Source organism: Lysobacter sp. OAE881 (genome assembly GCF_040546665.1).
GTDB lineage: Bacteria > Pseudomonadota > Gammaproteobacteria > Xanthomonadales > Xanthomonadaceae > Lysobacter_J > Lysobacter_J soli.
This window is the reverse complement of the sequence record NZ_JBEPOG010000001.1, coordinates 600,967-622,871: the sequence shown is the minus strand read 5'-3', so window position 1 is coordinate 622,871 and position 21,905 is coordinate 600,967. Positions and strand designations below refer to the sequence as shown.

The 21,905-nt window shown below is 67.8% G+C and carries 16 protein-coding genes; 4 read left to right on the top strand and 12 right to left on the bottom strand.

The features are described from left to right. Positions 1-302: 302 nt before the first annotated feature. From ABIE51_RS02800 to ABIE51_RS02770, 7 genes are all read right to left on the bottom strand, one after another. The gene (locus ABIE51_RS02800; RefSeq protein WP_192632151.1) at positions 303-2,831 is read right to left on the bottom strand and encodes a mechanosensitive ion channel family protein; all 2,529 of its coding nucleotides are present in this window, start codon (positions 2,829-2,831) and stop codon (positions 303-305) included. A gap of 110 nt (positions 2,832-2,941) precedes the next feature. After that, positions 2,942-4,765, bottom strand: coding sequence for a DUF885 domain-containing protein (locus ABIE51_RS02795; protein ID WP_192632150.1), 1,824 nt, complete (start codon positions 4,763-4,765; stop codon positions 2,942-2,944). A gap of 118 nt (positions 4,766-4,883) precedes the next feature. Further along, positions 4,884-6,953 carry a TonB-dependent receptor family protein gene (locus ABIE51_RS02790; RefSeq protein WP_192632149.1) on the bottom strand — a complete coding sequence of 690 codons (2,070 nt, stop codon included), beginning with the start codon at positions 6,951-6,953 and terminating at the stop codon, positions 4,884-4,886. Between the two features lie 67 nt (positions 6,954-7,020). Beyond that, the gene (locus ABIE51_RS02785; protein ID WP_354503373.1) at positions 7,021-7,395 is read right to left on the bottom strand and encodes a DUF2946 family protein; all 375 of its coding nucleotides are present in this window, start codon (positions 7,393-7,395) and stop codon (positions 7,021-7,023) included. A 100-nt stretch (positions 7,396-7,495) separates the two neighbouring features. Next, positions 7,496-8,866 carry an aspartate aminotransferase family protein gene (locus tag ABIE51_RS02780; protein WP_192632147.1) on the bottom strand — a complete coding sequence of 457 codons (1,371 nt, stop codon included), beginning with the start codon at positions 8,864-8,866 and terminating at the stop codon, positions 7,496-7,498. A gap of 20 nt (positions 8,867-8,886) precedes the next feature. Further along, entirely contained in the window at positions 8,887-9,318 is a 432-nt protein-coding gene (locus tag ABIE51_RS02775) for a VOC family protein (RefSeq protein WP_253336747.1), read from the bottom strand. After that, a complete protein-coding gene (locus ABIE51_RS02770; protein ID WP_192632145.1) occupies positions 9,315-10,091 on the bottom strand; it encodes an iron-containing redox enzyme family protein in 777 nt (258 codons plus the stop codon). Before ABIE51_RS02770 ends, ABIE51_RS02775 begins: the two co-directional genes overlap by 4 nt. 364 nt (positions 10,092-10,455) lie before the next feature. On the opposite strand from ABIE51_RS02770, the gene ABIE51_RS02765 reads away from it, so the two are divergent. Further along, complete coding sequence (locus ABIE51_RS02765; protein ID WP_192632144.1) at positions 10,456-11,295, top strand: hypothetical protein; 840 nt, start codon at positions 10,456-10,458, stop codon at positions 11,293-11,295. Between the two features lie 62 nt (positions 11,296-11,357). Here the strand turns inward: ABIE51_RS02765 and ABIE51_RS02760 are convergent, their stop codons facing one another. The 4 genes from ABIE51_RS02760 to ABIE51_RS02745 form a co-directional block, all read right to left on the bottom strand. After that, the gene (locus tag ABIE51_RS02760) at positions 11,358-13,412 is read right to left on the bottom strand and encodes a M13 family metallopeptidase (protein ID WP_192632143.1); all 2,055 of its coding nucleotides are present in this window, start codon (positions 13,410-13,412) and stop codon (positions 11,358-11,360) included. Positions 13,413-13,827: 415 nt separating this feature from the next. Then, positions 13,828-15,372, bottom strand: coding sequence for a M20/M25/M40 family metallo-hydrolase (locus ABIE51_RS02755; protein ID WP_192632142.1), 1,545 nt, complete (start codon positions 15,370-15,372; stop codon positions 13,828-13,830). 102 nt (positions 15,373-15,474) lie between these two features. Further along, positions 15,475-15,981: a peptide-methionine (S)-S-oxide reductase MsrA gene (gene msrA / locus ABIE51_RS02750; protein WP_115841101.1), complete on the bottom strand. Its 507-nt coding sequence runs from the start codon at positions 15,979-15,981 to the stop codon at positions 15,475-15,477. Between the two features lie 100 nt (positions 15,982-16,081). Further along, positions 16,082-16,363, bottom strand: coding sequence for a hypothetical protein (locus tag ABIE51_RS02745; protein ID WP_192632141.1), 282 nt, complete (start codon positions 16,361-16,363; stop codon positions 16,082-16,084). Positions 16,364-16,593: 230 nt separating this feature from the next. Here ABIE51_RS02745 and ABIE51_RS02740 point away from each other — a divergent pair, with 230 nt between their 5' ends. From ABIE51_RS02740 to ABIE51_RS02730, 3 genes are all read left to right on the top strand, one after another. Continuing rightward, positions 16,594-18,348, top strand: a complete 1,755-nt coding sequence (locus tag ABIE51_RS02740) for a YbhB/YbcL family Raf kinase inhibitor-like protein (protein ID WP_192632585.1) — start codon at positions 16,594-16,596, stop codon at positions 18,346-18,348. Positions 18,349-18,400: 52 nt separating this feature from the next. Then, positions 18,401-18,736: a gamma-glutamylcyclotransferase family protein gene (locus ABIE51_RS02735; RefSeq protein WP_192632140.1), complete on the top strand. Its 336-nt coding sequence runs from the start codon at positions 18,401-18,403 to the stop codon at positions 18,734-18,736. Positions 18,737-18,817: 81 nt separating this feature from the next. After that, entirely contained in the window at positions 18,818-20,368 is a 1,551-nt protein-coding gene (locus ABIE51_RS02730) for an alpha/beta hydrolase (RefSeq protein WP_192632139.1), read from the top strand. Here the strand turns inward: ABIE51_RS02730 and ABIE51_RS02725 are convergent. After that, entirely contained in the window at positions 20,365-21,168 is an 804-nt protein-coding gene (locus ABIE51_RS02725; protein WP_192632138.1) for an SDR family oxidoreductase, read from the bottom strand. The two genes, ABIE51_RS02730 and ABIE51_RS02725, sit on opposite strands and share 4 nt — an antisense overlap. Positions 21,169-21,905 lie beyond the last annotated feature (737 nt).

Sequence of the window (21,905 nt, the reverse complement as noted above, 5' to 3'; positions counted from 1 at the left end):
GCGACGGGCCCGATGCCAGTACAACGAAACCGGGGTGACGGGAGGGCGTGCGGACTGAACGGTGTGGGTGGGTGTGGATGACGCCGCTTCGGGGCGCGCTGGTCCTAGTGGCCTCGCCGCCGCCCCCCTGTTGCCCGTCATTCCCGCGAATGCGGGAATCCAGCGACTTCTCTTACAACCGAACGCGTCCGGCTGAAGGCGCTGGATCCCCGCGTTCGCGGGGATGACGACGAGGGGTCGCGATGCACTCCTCACTTCCCGCGTTTCGAATCAACGAATGACGCGCCCAGACCCAGGCGCGCTCAGCCGCCCGCCTCTTCGCCCTTGTCCTTGGCACCACCACCGGCATTACGCGCCTCGCTGCGCCGACGCAGCACCTCGCCCGCTTCCTCCGACACCGAACGCAGATGGATGTCCTGCTGCGGGAACGGCATTTCGATGCCCGCCTCGTTCAACGCCGCGTAGATGCGCGTGACCAGGTCGCTTCGGATCGACGCGGAGTTGTCGTAGTCGTACGTCCACGCGCGCAGGCCGAAGTTCAGCGCACTCGCGCCGAAGCCCAGGAACAGCACCGCCGGCTCGGGGTTCGACACGATGCCCGTCGTCTGCAGCGCCGTCTTCTGCAACAGCGCGGTCAGTTGCGCGGGATCGGAGCCGTAGGCCACGCCGATGTCGATGTCGAGCCGGCGGTTGCGGTCCAGCAGCGTCCAGTTGGTCAGCTTCTCCGACAGCAGCGTGCCATTGGGCACCACGACGTCGGCGCCGTCGAAGGTCTTGATGGTCGTGGCGCGCATGCCGATCTCGCGCACGCGGCCGGACGTGCCGGTGATTTCGACCACGTCGCCCGGCTGGATCGGCCGCTCGAACATCAGGATCAGGCCCGAGACGAAGTTGTTCACCACGTTCTGCAGGCCGAAACCGATGCCCACGCCGAGCGCGCCGAAGATGAACGCCAGTTGGGTCATCTTGAAGCCCGCCGCCGTCAGCGCGACCAGCGCGCCGATCAGTAGCACCGCGTAGTAGGTGAGCGACGCGACCGAGTTGCCCACGCCGCGCGGCAGGGACATGCGCGTGAGCACTTCCTCCTGCAGCAGGTAGCGCGTCGCCTTCGCCGCCCAGAACGCGACGTAGATCGACACGAAGAACACCAGCACGTGGCCCAGGCTGATGGCGATCTCGCCGATCTGCAGCGTGTGCGTGAGGATCGTCTCGAAGAACGCGTACACCGGCCGGAACACGCGGAAGCGGTTCATCGTGAACACGACCCAGCCGATCACCGCGGCCAGGGTCAGCAGGCGCACGATGAGCGTCAGCAACGGCGTGGCGTGTTCGCGCACCACGCGCAGGCGCGCGTCGCCACCGCGTGCGAACAGCAGATGCAGCAGCGCGACCGCGACCGTCATGCCCGCGAAAAGCACCAGGCCGAAGTAGCCGCTGTCGATGACGGCGCTGTTGAGCATCTCCGCCAGCGACACGTTGCCGACCACGTTGGAGACGATCGACACCAGCAACACCGCCACGCTCACCCATGCGGCGATGTGCACGGCGCGCCCGTAGCGGCCTTCCAGCCCCGAATGCTGCTGCCGGCGCGCGCGCCACAGCAGGCCCAGCGTGAGCAGCAGCGCCAGCGTCGCCAGCACCAGGTGGTACCAGCGGTACACCAGCGCGTTGGCGAGGAAGAAGAAGGCGATGCGTTCGAGCAGGTACAGCGCCGTGGCGACGTAAGGCCAGTGGCCGAGCAGCCGCTCGCTCTGCGGCGGCAGCAGGCGCAGCACGGGCACGAGCGCGACCAGCATCGCGAACTGGTGCGCCAGCAGCGGCGCATCGGGCTCGAAGGCCAGCACGCCCATCATCGACAGCAGCAGCCACGACGAGATCGGCCGCTGCAGCACGCGCGTGGTCGCATCGATCGGCTCAGGTTCGGCACCCGCCTTCATCGCCTCGCGACGCGCACGCCGTGCGCGCCACGACAGCAGCAACAGCACCGGCAGGAGCAGGACCTGCAGCACGTGCAGCGCCCGCTGGTTGCCGAAATCGGAGGCCGTATATTCGGTGAGGAAGCGCGCCTCGATGCCGATGCCGTTCTTGATCGACGTCATCGCATCGCTCGGATCGCTGTCGGCCTGCTGTGCGCGCCATAGCGGCGGCGAGTCGAGGCGGATGAGGCGGCTGTCGATGAACTCGATCGCCTCCGACACCGAGCGAAGGCCGACCTGGATGCGTGCATCCACCAGGTTCGCGCGGCGGCCGAGCGCGATCTGCCGCGCGAGCGGCTTCGACAGCGCCTGTTCGGCTTCCTTCATCTGCGCGACCAGCGCATCCACGCGACTGGACAGCGCCGCCGGCATGTTGCCGCCACGCGCGACGACCTGTGTCGCTTCCCAGTCGGCGCGACGTTGCGATAGCTGGGACGCACTCTGCGCGTACGGCGCCATCGCCGTGCGCATGTTTTCCTGCCAGCGCGCGAAACGACGAGCGTCGAACTTCCAGTGCCGCTCGAAACTCTCCAGCCGCATCACCGGCAGCTCGCGCAGCTCGGCGGCGCGGAACATCTTCGCCTTCTCGTCGACGGACTTCGCGATGGCATCGAGTTCCGGCGCGAGATGCTCGGTCGGATCCTCCTCGCTCGCGCGCAGGATGATCGCCTCGGCGAAGCGCTCGTCCGAATCGGCGCGCAGCGGGATGTCGGCGACCGGGATCGCCACCGGCGCCTTCGGCGCATCGGGCGTCGCCGTGGGCGCCTCGATGACCGTTTTGGTCTGCGCGAAGGCCGGCGCGGCCGCGATCGACAGCCACAGCAACGCACACAGCCAGCCCGTGAATCGACGCATCGCACGCACTCCGGTGTTCCAGGCGGGAGTCTAGGGGAATTCGACGCATCGCGCGCCGAGGCGCGGCCATGTGTCGAGGCCGCGCTTGTTCACGCTTTCGGGGCGGTGCGTTACCTGCGCTGCGTCGCGATCCAGTCGTCCACCGACGCTTCCAGCACCGCCAGCGGCACCGCGCCGTTGCCGAGCACGAGGTCGTGGAAGGCGCGGATGTCGAAGCGGTCGCCCAGCGCGGTGCGCGCGCGTTCGCGCAGCTCGACGAACTTCAGGTGGCCGATCTTGTACGAGCACGCCTGCCCCGGCTGCACGAGGTAGCGGAAGACTTCCGAGCGCACTTCCGATTCCGGCATGCCGGTGTGCGCGCGCATGTAATCGATCGCCTGCTGCGGCGTCCAGCGCTTGCGGTGCAGGCCGGTGTCGACGACCAGCCGCACGGAGCGGAACAGTTCCGCGCGCAGGCGGCCGAGGTCGCCCCACGGATCGTCCTTGTAGAGGCCCATCTCGGAGGCGAGCTGCTCGGCGTACAGCGCCCAGCCTTCGGTGAAGGCGCTCGGGTTGAGGCTGCGACGCAGCATCGGCAGGTCGGTCAGCGTCTGCGCGATGGAGATCTGGAAATGATGGCCCGGCGAGCCCTCGTGGTAGGTCAGCGTCGGCAGGCTCCAGCGCGTGTTCGCCTTCAGGTTGCCGAAGTTGACGAAGAAGATGCCCGGCCGCGAGCCGTCCATCGCCGGCTGGATGTAGTACGCGCCCGGCGCGTTCGCCTCGGCTTCCATCGGCACCGCACGAACGTCGAGCGGCTGCGGCGGCTTGCGACCGAAGTACTCGGGCACATGCGGATCGAGCTTCGCGAGGTTGCGGCGGATGTCGGCGATCAGTTCCGCGTGTCCCGCCTCGGTGTCGTCGTACTGGAAGGCAGGGTCGGTCACCAGCGCGGACATGCGCTCGCCGACGCTGCCTTCGCTGCGGCCCTGTGCGCGAAGCCGCGCGTCCATCTCGCGTTCGATGCGCGCCACTTCGTCCACGCCAATCTGGTGGATGCGATCGGCGTCGAGGTTGGTGCTGGTGTTCCAGCGCAGCGAGGCGTCGTAGAAGGCCTTGCCGTCCGGCAACGCCCACACGCCGTGGTCGCCCGGCTTCTTCGCGATTTCCTCGTCGAGCCGCGCAAGCAGGCGCGCATAGGCGGGATTCGCGTCGACGCGCACGGCTTCGACGGCCTGCGCGAGGAGTTCATCGCGACGCTTCGCCGGAAGCGCCTTCACCGCGGCGAGCTTGCGTTCGAACGAGGTCACCAGCGGGCTCTGCGCCGGATCGCGCGAGACCAGCATGCGGATCTGCGACGCCGCGCCTTCCATCGCCGTCTGCGGCGGCAGCACGCCCTGCTCCGCCTGCAGGTCGAAGTTTGCGCGCACCTGGTCGATCTTCGTCGCCACCGCATGCAGGCGCGACACGTACGACACGGCGCCCGCCTCATCGCGCACCGCGTGCTGGTTCTCGAGGAACCCGGGCAGCGAAACCGGAATGCTGAAGAGCTGGTCCACCGCGTAGGTCGACGCGCCTGCGGGCATCCACGCCGGCGCCCAGTCGGGCTTCAGCAGGTCGATCTGCGTGCGGTAGAACCACACGACCAGGCCGTAGTTCCAGCGATCCTGCCCGGTGAGCCTGGCGGGATCGACGCGCATCACCTCATCGAGGTTGCGCTGCATGCGCGCACGAAGCTCGGCCCGGCGCGGGAGGCCCACGTCGGTCAGCTGGCCCGACAGGTCGATACCGTCGCCGGACATGCCAAGCAGCGTGCGGAGCTCCGGGTTCCGGCGGACTTCCTCCATCGTCTGCCGGTCGATCATGGCGCGGAGGCCATCGGGCCATTCGGCGGCGACGGCGGGTGCCGCGATGCCGAGGACGGCGGCGAGCACGAGCGTGAGGACACTGCGGGGCATGCGGACTCCTGTTTCGCAAAGGCAACCCGAAGCGGCCGCTTCGGCGAGGGCGACATCGTGGGTGCGATTCGCCCTGCCGTCGAGTGCCGCGGTCACGAACCGACGCGATCGGCAACGATCACTGCATCGCCCACTCCAGTCCGACGTACACCGAGCGTCCGTCGCCCGGCATGAAGTTCGCCTGATCCTGGCCGCGCGCGTCGGCGACGACGTTCGTGCTTGATATCCAGCGGCGGTCGGCGAGGTTGCGCGCATCGACGAACCACGACAAGTTCGACGCGACGCGCCCGCCCATGCGCAGGCCGACCAGCGTGTAGCCCGGCGCGCGGAACGTGTTGGCGTGGTCGACGTAATAGTCCTGCGGCACCCATTCCACGTTGGGCGCGACGTAGAAGCCCTCGCCCGGCGACCACCGCAGCGATGCGCGCAGCTGCTGCGGCGGGATGCCGGCGAGTTCGTTGTCGCCGTACACCGCATCGTGCTGGAAGCGGAAGTCGTTCCACAGGTACTTCGCCGAGAACAGCCACTGCGGCGCCATGCGCCAGCCGAGGCCGAGTTCCAGCCCCTGGTGCAGCGTGCGATCGGCGTTGATCGTGCCCAGCGGATTGCCGTTGCCGTCGGTCAGCGCGAGCAATTCGCCATCGACACGCGCACGGTACAGCGCGGCATCGAGCGACAGCGCTTCGCGCTGCACTCGCACGCCGATTTCCGCCGTCGTCGCCTTCTGCTCGTCCACCTGCGTGACGCCAGGACCGCCGGTGAGTTCGCCGAAGCTCGGCGGTTCCAGGCTGCGGCTGACGTTCGCGAACAGTTGCGCGGTGTCGTCGAGGACATACCGCACGCCGAGCTTCGGACTCACGCCGGAATAGTGGACGTCGAAGCTCTCGTCGCGCCCGCCCGTGATGTAGCCGTCGCGCGAGCGCCGCGTCGAATGCAGTCCCTGCGCACCCAGCGACACCACCCAGCGCGCATCGAGCCACGTCTGGTTCTCGACATAGGCCTTCGCGTTGGTGGCGCGCTGATCGAAGCGGTTGGTGCGGTCGCCTGCGTGCCCTGCAACGTTGACGAAGCGGTCGTCGTCGATGTCGCCGCGCATGTATGCCACGCCGGCGATGAGCACGTTGCGATGCCCGGCAAGTTCGCCTTCGTCACGCCAGCGCGCGTCGATGCCCACGTCGCGGCTGTTCTGGTCGAGCACCTGGTAGATCGGATGGTGCAGCGACTTGTCCGACAGCCACGCCGAGACGACGAGCGTGCGGCCTTCGGACGGCGTCCAGCCCAATCGTCCGGCGATGCGGTCGAGCGTGTAATCGCGGCGCTGGTCGAGCGCGATGTTGCCCGCGTTGGCGGCGCGCGGGTCGGCCTTCGACTGCGCGAGCGTGAGGTTGCCCGGCAGTTCCGAACGCGTATCGACGTGCGTGAGGTACACGCGTCCGTCGAGCGTGTCGCTGAAGCGATAGCCCGCGTTGCCGAACAGGCGGTAGTTCTCCTGCCGCGAATGCGCGCGATAGCCGTCCTGCTGCAGGCCAGTGAGGCTGACGTACCCGTCGGCTCGATCGGATGCGCCCGCCACGGCGACCTGCTCGCGCGTGTAGCCGAAGCTGCCGGCCTCCACGCGTGCATCGATCATCGACGCATCGAAACCGGTTGGCGAAACGAAATCGATCGCCCCGCCCAACGTGGCCGCGCCGTATTCGAGTGCGTTCGCGCCACGCCAGACTTCGATGTAGCGCGCGGCGAGCGGTTCGATCGCCTGCATGTCGAAGGCGCCGTCGGCGAGGTTCAACGGCACGCCGTCCTGCAGGACTTCGATGCCGCGGCCGTGGAAGGTGCGCTGCACGCCGGAGCCGCGGATCGACAGGCGCGCCTCCTCCGCGCCGAAGCGCGATTGCACGAACACGCCCGGCGCGTAACCGAGCGCATCGGTGAGCGTGCTGACGCGGCCATCGCGATACGCATCGGCATCGACGAGCGCGGCACCGCCGGCGCGTTCGTCCAGCCGCGCGCGCGCCTGTTGCAGCGAAGGCGCGCTGACGAGTTCGGGCCGGACGCCGTGCACTTCGATGGCATCGAGCGTGGTCGAAGGAAGCGCCGGATCGGCGAAGACTGGAAGAGCGGGAACGAACGCCGCGCACACGGCAACGGCCAGCCGCGATGCGCGCGGCATCGCGAACGAAAGGATCGACATCGGGAAAACTCCGGAAAGCACGAACGCGCGCGCGAAGTGCACGCGCGGCAGGAAGGTGTCGTGGTTTCTAGAGGGCGATCGGCGGGCCGCGTGAGCCCAGGCCACTGGGATGCGTGAACGCGCGCAGCGGCGCCTGTCGCCACGGCGGCAACGCGCGGCGCATTGCGGGCGGCGCTGCGAACAGCGTCCACACCAGCAGCATCGCCAGGCCGGCGAGCACCGGGCAGTAGGCGCAATCCTCGCCGGGCAGAGCGTGTTTCGGCGCGGGCGTCTCAAGCGAACCGGCGTCACCGGCCGGGGCGAGCTTCACGAGCTTCAGCCCCGCCATGGTGCACATCTGCGCCCATGCGCCCTGCGAATCGGCCGACGACGCCGACAGCACGCGCCCAACCGTCGGCAACGACAGGAGCAGCAGCATGGCGCCGAGCGCCAGCAGGGTCATCCGTCGATGGAGGGCGGGGTTGCGCATCGCGGCGCATTGTACGGGCGCACGGGGCTCGCCGGGCTGACGTCGATCAAGCCCGGCCGGATCGGCAAGGCCGTCAGTTCGCGGTGAAGCGGTCCGCCACCGCGAGCGCTTCGTCGACGATGGCGAGCCCTTCGCGCAGCGTGCCTTCCTCGATGTTGAGCGGGGGCACGACGTGCAGGCGATTGCCCATCACCAGCGGCCACGCGCCCAGGCGCTTGCACTCGGCGGCGAACTGCATCATCGGCGCATTGGCATCGCCACTTGCGTTGAACGGCACCAGCGCCTCGCGCGTATCGCGATCGCGCACGAGTTCGATCGCCCAGAACGCGCCGAGCCCGCGCACATCGCCGATGGACGGATGCCGCGCCTGCATCGCGCGCAGTTCGGGGCCGATGATCGTGTCGCCGAGCGCACGCGCGCGTTCGATCAGGCTTTCCTCGCGATAGATGCCGATGCACGCCACGGCCGCCGCGCACGCCAGCGGATGGCCCGCGTAGGTAAGGCCGCCCGGATACGCGCGCTTGGCGAAACTCGCGGCGATGGCGTCGGAGATGATCACGCCGCCCAGCGGCACGTAGCCGCAGTTCACGCCCTTGGCGAAGGTGATCAGGTCGGGCACGACGTTCCACCGGTCGATCGCGAACCACTCTCCGCAGCGGCCGAAACCGGCCATCACCTCGTCGGCGATCATCACGATGCCGTGCGCGTCGCACAGCGCGCGCACGCCCTGCAGGTAGCCGTCCGGCGGCACGAGGATGCCGTTACCGCCGACAACGCTTTCCATCAGGATCGCGGCGATGGTGTGCGGCCCTTCCACCGCGATCGTGTCGGCCAGGTGCGCGAGCGCGCGCTCGCATTCCTCGCGTTCGTCGCGCGCATGGAACGCGGAGCGGTACGGATACGGTCCCCAGAAGCGCGCGATGCCCGGCATGCCCGGCTCGGCTGGCCAGCGCCGCGGATCGCCCGAGGCCGTGATCGCGCCGGCCGTGGCGCCGTGGTAGCTGCGGTACATCGTCAGCACCTTGTGGCGCCCGGTGTGCAGGCGCGCCATGCGCATCGCGTTCTCGATGGCCTCGGCGCCACCATTGGTGAAGAACACGCGGTTGAGATCGCCCGGCGCCACTTCGGCGATCAGCCGCGCCGCTTCGCTTGTCGCCGCGTTCGCGTGGTACGGCGCGATGGTGCACAGCGTCGCGGCCTGCGCCTGGATCGCGGCGACCAGCCGGGGATGCTGGTGGCCGACGTTGACGTTGACGAGCTGGCTGGACAGGTCGATGTAGCGCCAGCCTTCCTCGTCCCAGAAATGCGAACCCGACGCGCCGGTGACGACGGTGGGGTTCAACGTGTCGATGGGCGACCACGAATGCAGCACGTGCGCGCGGTCGTCGCGACGCGCGGTCGAGGGCGCGGCTTCGCCGGCGCCTTGCAGGGAAGCCTCACGCATGGCGATCGCCTTCAGTGGACTCAGGGAATGAAGGTCTGCTCCGGATCGTCGAACGACTTGAATTCCAGCGCATTGCCCGACGGATCGAAGAAGAACATCGTCACATGCTGGCCGGGCTTGCCCTTCAGGCGCAAGTGCGGCTCCTCGGCGAACTGCACACCGGCGGTCTTCACGCGCTGGGCGAGCGTCTCCCACGACTGGCGGTCGAGGTTCATGCCGAAATGCGGCACCGGCACCGCTTCGCCGTCGAAACGGCCGGTCTGCAGCGGCGCGCCATCGGGCGCGATGTGCGCCACCAGGTGGTGGCCGAAGAAATCGAAATCCTGGTACGACACGTCGGTGCGGCCCTGCGGGCAACCGATGACCTCGCCGTAGAAGTGGCGCGCCTCATCGAGGTCGCGCACGGGGAACGCGAGGTGGAACTGCGTGATCTTGCGCGGCGCCTCGCTCACGAAACGGCACTCCGCTGCGGCGCGCACGCGTCGAAGATGTTCTGCCAGAAGCGGTTCCATGCCGTGATGCTGCGCTCGTAACCTTGTGCGAGATCCGGCAGTGCGCCCGGTTCGTCCTGGATATAGCGGTCGATCGCCGCACGCGTGAGTTCGCCGTGGACGATGTCTTCCTCGCCGGTGTGGATCGTCCAGAACTCCCAGTCGATGCGGTCGGCGTTCTCCTGCATGTACGGATGCACGCGCAGGTGGTCGAACATCACCGACAGGTAGGTCTGGCACAGGCACTCGCCGCCCATGCCGCGCAGGCCGACGCCGAAGGCCGGATCGCGCTGCGCCATTTCCTGCGTGAGCGCGCCGAGGATGCGGCGGTTTTCCGGCAAGCCGCGATCCAGCCGGTCGCGTGGCACGCCGATGCTGACGAGGAAGCGATCGTAGATCTCCGGATGCGCGCGCGAGGCGTCGCCTTCACCGAGTTCTTCGGAGAGGATCTGGCTCAACAGGCTGCGCAGGCCGCCGAACGGGAGCTTGGCGAGCAGCAGCGCGAGATCGCTGATGTATTCGATGGTGAAGAAGCGGTACTGCGTGCAGAACTCGCGCAGCGCCTCGACCGGCATGTTCTCCAGCGCCTTCATCTTCTGCGCCGCAAGCGCTTCGGTAGCTTCCTTGGCAGCGTCCGCGAACGTCCAGAAACTGTCCCTGTCCCATTCGCCGCGATGCATCGCGACAGGAAAGGAGGGCGTGGTCAGCGGGCTCAGACTGTTTTCCAGGGACATGCATCCGGTCCGGTAGAGGCGCGTTGCACGCATTGCATGCGCTGCGCGTGGAGGGAAGCGAACTCGTCGATGACGAACATCGAGTGCGGCTGGAGCATACCCCGCAGGAATCATGGCAAGGTTCACTCCCTTTTGACCACGACCTCTCGTTTTCACTGGAATTGCGGGGAATTTCGCGATTGCGCTCACGTTTGCGAAGACGCGCTTCACGCGATCGCGCATTCATGTTGTTCTTCGAACAGCCAGTATTCATCTACCTTTACGAAGCGCATGCGAGCCTGCCGACGACAGCGATGCATCCTTCATGCACGACTGCTACAACGCTTGTCCTGTCTCCCTGCATCGCGAAGAGGAACCGCGCCGCATGCGCAGCACGCGCGTCAACGATGACCTGCACGAGGACGCGCGAAGCGTGAAGCTGCTCTGGACCGGCGGCTGGGATTCCACGTTCCGCCTGTTGCAGCTGCTGTTGCGCGATCACGCGCGCGTGATTCCCTATTACCTGGAAGATCGCACGCGTCCATCGACCGATACCGAGATCGACACGATGGCGCGTATCGCGCAGCGCCTGAACGAGGAGTTCCCGCATACGCGCGAACTGCTGCAGCCGCTACGGCGCGCCGCCGTCGCGGACATCGTGGTGGACGACGATATCGCCACCGCGCTGTCGAAGATCCGCCGTCGTTCGTTCATCGGAAGCCAATATGCGTGGCTGCCGGCGTTCTGCCGCGGCCACACGCTCGACGGCATGGAACTGGGCGTGCACGTGGACGACAAGGTGCAGGCGCTGCTCCGCGGTTTCGTCGTCGAAGTCGACCACCCGGCAGGCTTCCGTAGCGTGCGCGTGGATCCGGCGCGCATCGGAACACCGGAGCACACGTTGTTCGGCGCGTTCGGCTTTCCGTTGTTCCGCGTCGACAAGCGCGGGATCGAACGCGAATCGCGCGCGGCCGGCTGGGACGGCATCATGGAGATGACGTGGTTCTGCCATCGTCCGGTGCGTGGCAAGCCGTGCGGCCTGTGCGCACCGTGCGTCTACACGATCGAGGAAGGCCTCGCGCGACGTGTGCCGTGGCCGCGCCGCGTGCTGTCGTTCTTCTATCGGCGATTCGTGCTGCCGTGGAAGGGGCCGCTGCGGCAGTTGCGCCTGGTGACGCGCGGCACTCGCGAGCGTCCTCCGCCGGAACCGGACCTCGGCGCCTGAAACGCAGAACGGCGCGGCGGAATCGCTCCGCCGCGCCGTTCCGCATCAACGGGTGTCGATGATTACCAGATACGCACGCGCTTCTCCGGCGGCAGGTACAGCGCGTCGCCCGGCTTCACGTCGAAGGCCTGGTACCACGGATCGAAGTTGCGCACCGGACCGTTCGCGCGGTACATGCCCGGCGAATGCGGGTTGGTCTTGATCAGGTTGAGCAGCGATTCGTCGCGGTACTTGCCCTTCCAGATCTGGCCGAACGCGAGGAAGAAGCGCTGGTCGCCGGTCAGGCCGTCGATCTTCGGCGCGGGCTTGCCGTCCAGGCTCAGCTTGTAGGCGGTGTAGGCCATCGAGATGCCGCCGAGGTCGCCGATGTTCTCGCCCATCGTCAGCGCGCCGTTCACGCACTGGCCTTCCAGCGGGCAGTAGCTGTCGTACTGCGCGCCGAGTGCCTTGGTGCGTTCGTCGAAGCGCGCGCGGTCGGCGTCGGTCCACCAGTTGCGCTGCACGCCGTCGGCATCGGACTTGCTGCCCTGGTCGTCGAAGCCGTGGCCCATCTCGTGGCCGATCACCGCACCGATGCCGCCGTAGTTCACCGCTGCGTCGGCATGCACGTCGAAGAACGGCGGCTGCAGGATGGCGGCGGGGAACACGATCTCGTTGAACGTCGAGTTGTAGTAGGCGTTGACGGTCTGCGGCGTCATGCGCCATTCGTCGCGATCGGTCTTCTGGCCGACGCGGCGGTTTTCGTCGTTGCGTTCGAAGCGGCGCATCTGGATCGCGTTGGCGACCAGGTCATCCGGCACGATGGTGACGCTGGAATAGTCGGTCCACTTTTCCGGATAGCCGATCTTCGGGCGGAACGTGGACAGCTTGCGGTACGCCTCGGCCTTGGTCGACTCGCCCATCCAGTCCAGCTGCTGGATGTTCTGGCGCAGTGCGGCGCGCAGGTTTTCCACCAGCTTGTCCATCGCGACCTTGGACTCGGGCTTGAAGTACTTCGCGACATACAGCTCGCCGACGGCATCGCCGAGGCCGCCGTCCTTCGCGCCGACGATCGCCACCGCGCGCTTCCAGTCGTCCTTCTGCGCCTTCTGGCCGGCGAGCACCTTGCCGTTGAATTCGAAGGAGGCGTTGTCGATCTCGCGGCTCAGCAGTTCGGCGTTGCCGTCGACGGCGTGGAAGGCGAGGTAATCGCGCCATACCGGAAGCGGCGTGGCGGCGATCACGTCGAGCACGGGCTGCACGGCATCGGGCGTGACGACGTTGACGCGGTCGGGCTGCGGCATCTGCTGCGCCTTGAGGTGCGCGGCGAAGTTGTACGACGGGAACTGCTTCTGCAGATCGGCGAAGGTGGAGACGTTGTAGGTCTTGTCGCGATCGCGGCGCTTGGCGCGCTCCCACTGCGGCTTGGCGAGCGCGGTTTCGAGCTCAAGCACCTTCTGCGCTCGCGTCTGCGCATCCTTCGCGCCGGCGAAGGTGAGCATGCGCGCGATGTGCGCGACGTAGGCCTCGCGGATCTTGACGAAGCGCGCGTCGGGATTGGTGTAGTAGTCCTTGTCGGGCAGGCCGAGGCCGCCGACGTTGAGGCTCACCAGGTACGCATCGGGATTCTTGCGGTCCAGGTCGACGCCCAGGCGCACCGGCGAGGCGCTGGCGTCGAGGTCGGCATTGGCGAAGGCGTTGATCAGATCGCCCTTCGACTTGATCGCACCAATGCGCCCCAGCACCGGCTGCAGCGGCTTGATGCCCTTGGCGTCGCGAGCGTCGCGATCCATGTAGCTGGCGTAGAAGTCGCGCACCTTCTGGTCGTTGCTGCCCGGCGCGATGCCGCCCTTCGCGTGCAGCTCTTCGATCAGCCCGTGCACCTGCTCCTCGGAGCGGTCGCGCAGCGCGTTGAACGAACCGAAGGAGGTCTCGTAATCCTTGAGCTGGTAGCTCTTCAACCACGTGCCGCTGACGTAGCGGTTGAAGTCGTCGCCGGGCTTGACCGACAGGTCGCGGGCGCTGAGGTCGACGCCGAAATCGCCGAGCTCGGGCTTGCCGGCCGGATTGCCGGCGGCGAAGGAGGCGGTGGATGCCAGGCCGAGCGCGAGGGCGAGGCTCAGGGACGAGAACTTCATGGGTGGTTCCGACGGGAATGGAACGCCCGAGGCTAACGGCGCGCGACGGGGCTGTCGCGTGACTTTGGTGGGGTTTGCGGGGGCTGGCGGGGTGCGGCGTGCGGGGCGCCAGTTGAGGCAAAGCGGGCTCACGCCGCGCCTTCCCCGAGTCGTCATCCCGGCGAATGCCGGGACCCAGGCTGGCAGTCAATCCGAACGCGGACGTGACGCAAGAACCAGCGTGATCGGCCTGGATCCCGGCTTTCGCCGGGATGACGGCCTGAAGGTTTGAGCATCAGGAAGGCATCGCACGTCCCGCCCCTCCCCAGCCGGAACGCGCGGCGTTCGGGCGTTCGAAGGCGCGCGAACCAGTGGTTCGCAAGCAGCACCTTCTCACCCCCAACCCCTCTCCCGGCGGGAGAGGGGCTGAAGGACCTCACTTCGCCGCAGCCGAACTCCCGCCCGAGGCGCCCAGCTCGTACAGGTAATCCACGTACGACATCACCGCGCCGTCGAAGCCCTGCACCTTCGGGTTGGTGGACTGGATGAGGTAGAACTCGTCCGGCGCGTGCGCGCCGCCGCCGTGGCCGAGGCCGAAGTGGCCCGACGGCAGCGACAGCGGTGGCTGGGTGAACACGAAGCCCGGGTACGAGCCGGCCAGGCGGGGCCACAGCAGCGGCTCGATGTTGTTACGACGCAGCACGTTGATCTGCGCCTGGATCAGCTTCGAATCCGCATCGGTCGTGGTCGGGTCGTAGCCGCCGCTCACGTTCACGGCGATGTCGCCGTAACCGCGCTTCTTCAAGTGCGCCTTGAGCGCTTCGACCGCGCCGTCGCGCGTCATCGGCGGGACCAGGCGCATGTCGATCTTCGCGACCGCGCGGTACGGCAGGATCGTCTTGCCGCCGGGGCCGGTGTAGCCGCCGACGAGGCCTTCGATGTTGATCGTCGGCTGCGAGACCAGGCGCTCGTTCGCCTTTTCCCACGACAGGTCGTCGATCCAGTGCGGTACGCCAAGCGCTTTGCGCGCAGTGGCTTCGTCGCGCGCGGCGACGGACTTGGCGATCTGCGCGCGTTCGGTCGCGGTGAGCGGCGTCGGCTTCGGGAAGCCGTCGACGGTGATGGTGTTGCCGTCTTCCGACACCAGCGTGTCCAGCGCCTTCACCAGCCGCCATGCGGGGCTGTCGACCATCGCCTTGAGCGAGGAATGCACGTCCTTCGACGGACCGCGTCCCCATGCGTTGCCGTCGGCCACCAGTTCCAGCTCGACCACGCCCTTCGCGCCGAGGTTCACCGTCACCGCGCCATCGGGATCCTGCAGGCCCATCGGCATGAACACGCCGATGCTCTTCTTCAGCGCGGCCTGCACGTCGGGGCGCAGCACCAGCTTGGCGATGTTGGGCGAACCGATTTCCTCCTCGCCCTCGGCGACGAGCACGAGGTTCACCGGCATCTTCTGCTTCGCGTCGCGGATGGCGTGCAGCGCGGTGAGGAAGGCCATTTCCGGGCCCTTCTGGTTGGCCGCGCCGCGGCCGACGATCGCCTTGCCGAGCCCCGGCTTGTCGACGATGCGCGCTTCCAGCGGCGGCGACGACCATTCGGCCGGATCGAACTGCTTCACGTCGTACATGTAGTACACGCCGACGGTGGTCGGCGCGCCGGCGTCGAGCGTGGCGAACACGCCCGGCTTGCCGCCGGTGTCGACGATCTCGACCTTCTGGAAACCGGCCTCGCGCGCGAGTTTCGCCATGTATTCGGCGCCCTGCTTCGCGTTGCGATCCTCCGCGGCGATGGACGGCAAGGCGATCCAGTCCCGCAACGCCTTCACCGCCGTGTCGTGCCGCTTGGTCACCTGCGCCTGGATCGCGGCGCGATCAGGCGCCTGCGCGAATGCCATCCCCGATGCCATCGCCGTCAGCGCGAAGGCGGTCAAACCGATCGCGCCCAGTTGCGCGCGACGCCCGAAAACCGATGCAGCCATACACCGTTCTCCCCAGCCGTGGTCGTGCGGCGAGTCTAGCCGGGGATCGGTGGCCGCGCGCGAACGGGGCCGCGCTTCACGCGCCCTGCATCGACGCGCCGGTCAGGCCCGGCGCGGCAGCTTCCAGTCGGGCCGCACGAAGTGGCAGGTGTAGCCGGTGGGGTAATGCTGCAGGTAGTCCTGGTGTTCGGGTTCGGCCTGCCAGAACGGGCCGGCCGGCGACACTTCGGTCACCACCTTGCCCGGCCACAAACCCGACGCATCGACGTCGGCGATGGTGTCCTCGGCCACGCGCTTCTGCTCGTCGTTCGTATAGAAGATCGCCGAGCGGTAGCTGGTGCCGATGTCGTTGCCCTGGCGGTTCTTCGTGCTGGGATCGTGGATCTGGAAGAAGAACTCCAGGATCTCGCGATAACTCAGCTTGTCCGGATCGAACACGATCTCGATCGCCTCGGCGTGCGTGCCGTGGTTGCGATACGTGGCGTTGGGCACGTCGCCGCCGCTGTAGCCCACGCGCGTGGACACCACGCCGGGCATCGCGCGGATCAGCTCCTGCATGCCCCAGAAGCAGCCACCGGCCAGCAGTGCGGTTTCGGTACGGGCGCTCATGTCGGTCCTCTGCCTCGTCGATGGGGACGGTCTCGTCCGGTCCCTCCACGATGGGGGCGTGAAGACGCCCCCGCAAGCGCGCCGTGGCGGCGTCGACGGCCTAGCGGCGGGATGGATCGTCCTGCTGCGGCGATTGGGGCGAAGTGTCCGACGGCGTGGTTTCCGGCGGCGGATTCGCCGCGCCCGGCGCCGTGGAATCGTTGCTCGCCGCTACCGGCGCCGGCGCGGCGGGCTGCTCGGACTGCACCGGTTCGGACGCATCGCCCGCCGCTGGCGGCGTCGTGGAATTGCCATCGCTTTCGCGGCGATCGCAACCCGGCATCGCCATCGCGATGCCCAGCAGGAACAGCACTACGTGGATGCGGCTCATCGTGCGCTTCATGAGGTGTCACTCCGTGTGCGAGGCGGCGTCGTGTTCGATGGAAACGCACTCGCATGCACGGATTCGTGAAACGTGCATCGCGCGATGACGACGACGTGATCATCGCGTTGCGTGGACGGTTTGCCCACGCGCCCGCTTTTACCTTCGTGCGTCGAGATGGCCATTCCATGAGCACAACGATGAACGGAACACGATCGACGCGAGCGACATCGCTGGCCTGCCTTGCACTGATGAGCACGCTTGCCACTCCCGCCTTCGCCCAGGACGAGAAGACGGAAACGCGCCGCAACGAAGCCAACATCCTGCGACCGGCGAAGGTCGACGCGACGCCCGACCGCATCGCCAGCCTGAAGGCCGCCGACGGACTGGAAGTGAAACCCTTCGCGAGCGGCCTGAAAAACGCGCGCATCCTCGTCGTCGCGCCCGACGGCACCGTGTACGTGAGCCGTCGCGAACAGGGAGATGTGCTGATGCTGCGCGACGCCAACGGCGACGGCGCCGCCGATGGCGAACCGACCATCGTCGCCACGCGCCCCAGCGTGCACGGCCTGGCGATCCACGACGGCAAGCTGTACATGGCGACGGTGAAGGAGATCTTCGTCGCGCCGATCAACCCCGATGGCACGCTCGGCGAGGAAACGCTGCTCGTGGGCGACCTGCCCGACGGCGGCCAGCATCCCAATCGCACCCTCGCCTTCGGCCCGGACGGCATGCTGTACGTCAGCGTCGGTTCGACCTGCAATGCATGCAACGAGACCAATCCCGAACACGCGACGCTGCTGCGCATGTCGCCCGACGGCAAGTCGCGCACGATCTTCGCCAGTGGTTTGCGCAACACCATTGGTTTCGGCTGGCATCCGCAGACGGGCGAGCTGTGGGGCGCCGACCACGGCATCGACCTGCTCGGCGACGAGCAGCAGCCGGAGGAATTCAACCGGATCGAACTCGGCAAGCAGTACGGCTGGCCTCACGTGTACGGCAAGGGCGAGCTCAATCCGCAAAGCGCGCCGCCGCCGGGCGGGATCACGCGCGAGCAGTGGGCGGCGATCAGCGTGCCGATGAGCCTGGGCTACACCGCGCACGCGGCGCCGATGCAGATGGCGTTCCATCCCGGTGGCGGTGCGGTGCCGGCCGACTACGCGAACGATGCCTTCATCGCCATGCGCGGTTCGTGGAATCGCGCAAAGCCGTCGGGCTACGAGGTGGTGCGCGTGCATTTCGCCAACGGCAAGCCGCAGTCGATGGAGCCGATCCTCTCAGGCTTCCTCGTCGGTGATGGCCAGCAGCACTTCGGTCGGCCGGTCGGCGTCGCGGTGGCGAAAGACGGCGCGCTGCTCGTCGGCGACGACGTCAACGGCGTGATCTATCGCCTCGCCAGTCGTGACGGCAACGGCGCGGTGAAGCCGCTGTCGCCGCCGGCCGGCCCGATGAAGACGCAGGCGGCCAAGGGCGTCGGCGTGCCGATCGCGATGCAGCGCAAGGAAACGGCCGCGAAGGGTGCGCTCACCGTCGAATCGCCAACGATTCCGGCGAACGGTCCGATTCCGCCCAAGCACAGCGAATACAAGGACGGTGTGTCGCCGGCGCTGTCGTGGACCGCGGTGCCGGGCGCGAAGTCGTACGCGATCATCATGGAAGACCCCGACGCGAAGCCGATCACGCCGTTCGTGCACTGGGTCGCCTGGAACATCCCGGGCGACGTGACGTCGCTGCCAGAAGGCCTGCAGGAGCAGATGCGCCTCACCAAGCCGGACGGAATGATGCAGGGCCGGACCAGCCGCGGCTCAGTCGGCTACTACGGCCCGCGCCCGCCGGTGGGCGATCCGCCGCATCACTACCACTTCCAGATCCTTGCACTGGACACGGTGCTCGACCTGCCCCCGGGCGCGGATCGCGACCAGGTGCTGTCGGCCGCGAAGGGCCATGTGATCGCGAAGGGCGAACGCGTCGGCACGTACCAGCAGACGGTTCCTCCGCTGAAGTGATTGGCGCGGCGGCGTGAAGCGTGGCGCGCGCACGACGCGCTACGCTTCGCGCATGACCACGCACCTCTTCGTCTACGGCAGCCTCGCTCCCGGCCGCGCCAACGCGCACGTACTCGCCGACATCCCAGGGCAATGGCGCCCGGCCACCGTGCGCGGAACGCTGCACGCCGAAGGCTGGGGCGCGGCGATGGGCTTTCCCGGGCTCGTGCTCGACTTGGAGGGCGATGACGTCGCCGGCCTGGTATTCACTTCCGCGGAACTGCCGGCGCACTGGGAACGGCTGGACGATTTCGAAGGCGAGGGTTACATCCGCGTGATCACGACCGCGCGACTGGACGACGGATCGCAGGTACGCGCGCACGTCTACAGCCTCGCGCCCGCGCCTTGAAGCCCACGATCTGATCGATCGACTTGATCGGAGCGGCTCGCCGCCGCACCATGCGGCGCATCCGCGACGCGGGAGCCCGCCATGGCCTTGCCCGAAGACGAGAACCGCGAGCATCCCGGCGTCGAGGACAACGACGACGATCCCGCGCATGCGCAGGGCCTGACGCATCTGATCCGCCGTTCGCTCAGCGGCCTGGGCACGTTCGCGCGCCGGCTGCTGCTGGGCATCGTGCTGCTGGTCGTCGCGCTCATCGCCATCCGCGCGTACCTGTCGACGCAGGGTCCACCGCTGCGCCCGTGGCAGACCATCGTGCCCGAGGAGCCCGACGCCGCCGCCATCGCGAAGATGGACTGGCGCGCCTGGGTTCAGTCCGAAACGGCGATGTTCGACCAGGTGCATCGCAAGCTGCGCGCGCAGCTCGACCCGTCCGACCACACGCCGCTCAACCGCTATTACGACGAGAGCATCACCTCGCCGTTGCGGTTCGATCGCGACTGGAACCGCTCGTTCGTGTTCGAACCCGAACGCAAGCCGCGCGGCGTCGCGGTGATGCTGCACGGTTTGACGGATTCGCCGTACAGCATGCGCAGCCTCGCGGCGCTGTATCGCGAGCACGGTTTCGTGGTGCTCGTGCCGCGCATGCCGGGCCACGGCACCGTGCCCGCCGGACTCACGCGCGAAGGCCGCGCGGAATGGAACGCCGTCACCGACATGGCGATGCGCGAGGCGCAGCGTCGCGCGGGCGATGCACTGCCGATCCACCTCGTGGGCTATTCGAACGGCGCCGCGCTCGCGCTGCTGCACGAGATGCGCTGGATCGAACGCGGCCAGCGCAGCGACGTCGATCGCATCGTGCTGCTCTCGCCGATGATCGAGGTCAACCGCTTCGCGCGATACGCGGGCCTGGCGGGCGTGCCGGCGTTCTTCAGCCGTTACGCGAAATCCGCGTGGCTGGACCTGATGCCCGAGTACAACCCGTTCAAGTACAACTCCTTCCCCGTGCGCGCCGCGCGCGAGTCGTACCTGGTGACAGCTGACCTGCAACGCTCGCTGGACACCGTCACGCGGCAGAACCGCATCGCGCAGCTGCCGCCGATCCTCGCGTTCCAGTCGGTCGTCGACGACACCGTCTCCGCGCGCGCCGTGATGACGCGCCTGTTCGACGTGCTGCCCGACAACGGCAGCGAGCTGGTGCTGTTCGACGTGAACCGCAGCCGCGTGATGGCGCCGATGCTGCGCCCCGCCGCGACGAACTGGACGCGCGACGCGCTGCAGCGCCCGCGCGACTACACGCTGACCGTGCTCGGCGTGACCTCGCAGGACGACGCGGCCGTGCTCGCGCGATCACGGCCGGCGCGCGCCGGCGCCATCACCGCGCAGCCCATCGGCATGGCGTACCCGGCCGAGGTGTATTCGCTGTCGCACGTCGCACTGCCCTTCGCCGACGACGATCCGCTGTACGGCATGCACCCGCAGGGACAGGGCGGACTCCGACTCGGTGCCGTGGCGGTGCGCGGCGAACGCAATGCGCTGGTGGTGTCGCAGGACGTGCTCAGTCGCCTGGGCAGCAATCCTTTCCACGGCTGGATGCTCGCGCGGATCGCGGCGACGGTCGACGCGAAGGATCGCTAGCGCCGGCGCGCGATGGGATCGGGATGATGCACGTGCGGAATGTCGATCTTCGATGCCTGCAGTTCGCTCAGCCAGTCGCGGAAATGCGTCGGCGCGATGCGCGCACCCGGCCCGGGCGTCAGCGTACGGTCGTCCAGCAGGCCGCCGTAGTACGACGCGGTGGGATCGGCGATGACGGGCCGGTCGTCCTGGTAGCTGTACATCACCCATTGCACCAGTTCGTTCAGACGATACGTATCGGGCCCGGCGATCTCGATCGTCGCCGCTGACGGCGGCGAAACCGCGATATCCACCAGCTGCGCGGCGACGTCGTCGGCCGCGACGGGTTCGACGAGGCCGTTGGACAGATGCACCGGATCGCGGTCGTCCTCGCGCGGAATGATGCTGGCCATGAACTCGAAGAACTGCGTCGCCTGCACGAGCGTGTGCGGCACGCGCGTCGCGCGCACGAGGTCTTCCTGCACCTGCTTCGCGCGGAAGTACGCACTGGTCTGCAGCCTTGAGGTTCCGACGACCGACAGCGCGACATGGTGCGCGATGCCGGCGCGTTCGCCCGCGTCGAGCAGGTTGCGCGTGGCGGCGCGGAAGAACTCCGTGACGTCGGGTTCGTCGAACGATGGCGCGTTGGTGACGTCGATGACGATGCTGGCGCCCTTGAGCGCGGCGTCGAGTCCTTCGCCCGTGACGACGTTGACACCTGTGCGTCGAGAGGCCGACACGACGTCGTGCCCGCGCTCGCGCAGCCGCGTGACCAGCCGCGTCCCGACCAGCCCGGTTCCGCCTGCGACGACGATCTTCATTGCGGAGTCCTCCGGCGCGCGCTTCGGCTGCCATCCGGCTGCGATGGTGCGGCCGTTGGCAGATGGCCGGTAGGTTCGGGTGCGGACATCGGGTGTTGCTTGTGGGGCAACAATGGCAGGCAGCCACCCCCTCCCCAAAACAGCCTCCCCGAAGCCGTCATCCCGGCGAAGGCCGGGATCCAGGCCCACCGCGCATGGGCACTGCCGGCGAACGGGCACTCCTCCCCCGGCGAACAGAAGCATCGTCATTCCAGCAAAAGCTGGAATCCAGTTTTTGCTGTTGCTCTTGAAAGGCAATCAAGCATCGCAAGTGCCAGCACATCGCACGCCCCGACCCTCACCCCAACCCCTCTCCCGGTGGGAGAGGGGCTGCACCAGCGCTTCTCCCGTTGGAGATGGGCTATACCAACGCCTCTCCCGTGAAAGAGAGGCTAACCAACGCTCTCCCGCTAGGAGATGGGTAAAGGCGTCATCCCGCCGATGGCCGACAGCCTCCCCGGAGCCGTCATCCCGGCGAAGGCCGGGACCCAGGCCCACCGCGCATGGGCACTCCATTGCCGGCGAACAGGCACTCCACCAGCGTCGAACAAAAGCATCGTCATTCCAGCGAAAGCTGGAATCCATTTGCTGTCGTTCTTGAAAGGCAATCGATGAGCGCGTCGCAAGTGCGAGCACATCGCACGCCCCGACCCTCACCCCAACCCCTCTCCCGGTGGGAGAGGGGCTAGACCAGAGCT

Excerpts from the sequence above, each read along its gene's own strand:
- msrA (WP_115841101.1), bottom strand. The coding sequence starts at position 15,981 with ATGAGCGCCCGTACCGAAACCGCACTGCTGGCCGGTGGCTGCTTCTGG.
- ABIE51_RS02780 (WP_192632147.1), bottom strand. The coding sequence starts at position 8,866 with ATGCGTGAGGCTTCCCTGCAAGGCGCCGGCGAAGCCGCGCCCTCGACC.
- ABIE51_RS02765 (WP_192632144.1), top strand. The coding sequence starts at position 10,456 with ATGCGCAGCACGCGCGTCAACGATGACCTGCACGAGGACGCGCGAAGC.
- ABIE51_RS02760 (WP_192632143.1), bottom strand. The coding sequence starts at position 13,412 with ATGAAGTTCTCGTCCCTGAGCCTCGCCCTCGCGCTCGGCCTGGCATCC.
- ABIE51_RS02795 (WP_192632150.1), bottom strand. The coding sequence starts at position 4,765 with ATGCCCCGCAGTGTCCTCACGCTCGTGCTCGCCGCCGTCCTCGGCATC.
- ABIE51_RS02770 (WP_192632145.1), bottom strand. The coding sequence starts at position 10,091 with ATGTCCCTGGAAAACAGTCTGAGCCCGCTGACCACGCCCTCCTTTCCT.
- ABIE51_RS02745 (WP_192632141.1), bottom strand. The coding sequence starts at position 16,363 with ATGAAGCGCACGATGAGCCGCATCCACGTAGTGCTGTTCCTGCTGGGC.
- ABIE51_RS02740 (WP_192632585.1), top strand. The coding sequence starts at position 16,594 with ATGAGCACGCTTGCCACTCCCGCCTTCGCCCAGGACGAGAAGACGGAA.
- ABIE51_RS02790 (WP_192632149.1), bottom strand. The coding sequence starts at position 6,953 with ATGTCGATCCTTTCGTTCGCGATGCCGCGCGCATCGCGGCTGGCCGTT.
- ABIE51_RS02785 (WP_354503373.1), bottom strand. The coding sequence starts at position 7,395 with ATGACCCTGCTGGCGCTCGGCGCCATGCTGCTGCTCCTGTCGTTGCCG.
- ABIE51_RS02730 (WP_192632139.1), top strand. The coding sequence starts at position 18,818 with ATGGCCTTGCCCGAAGACGAGAACCGCGAGCATCCCGGCGTCGAGGAC.
- ABIE51_RS02800 (WP_192632151.1), bottom strand. The coding sequence starts at position 2,831 with ATGCGTCGATTCACGGGCTGGCTGTGTGCGTTGCTGTGGCTGTCGATC.
- ABIE51_RS02735 (WP_192632140.1), top strand. The coding sequence starts at position 18,401 with ATGACCACGCACCTCTTCGTCTACGGCAGCCTCGCTCCCGGCCGCGCC.
- ABIE51_RS02755 (WP_192632142.1), bottom strand. The coding sequence starts at position 15,372 with ATGGCTGCATCGGTTTTCGGGCGTCGCGCGCAACTGGGCGCGATCGGT.
- ABIE51_RS02725 (WP_192632138.1), bottom strand. The coding sequence starts at position 21,168 with ATGAAGATCGTCGTCGCAGGCGGAACCGGGCTGGTCGGGACGCGGCTG.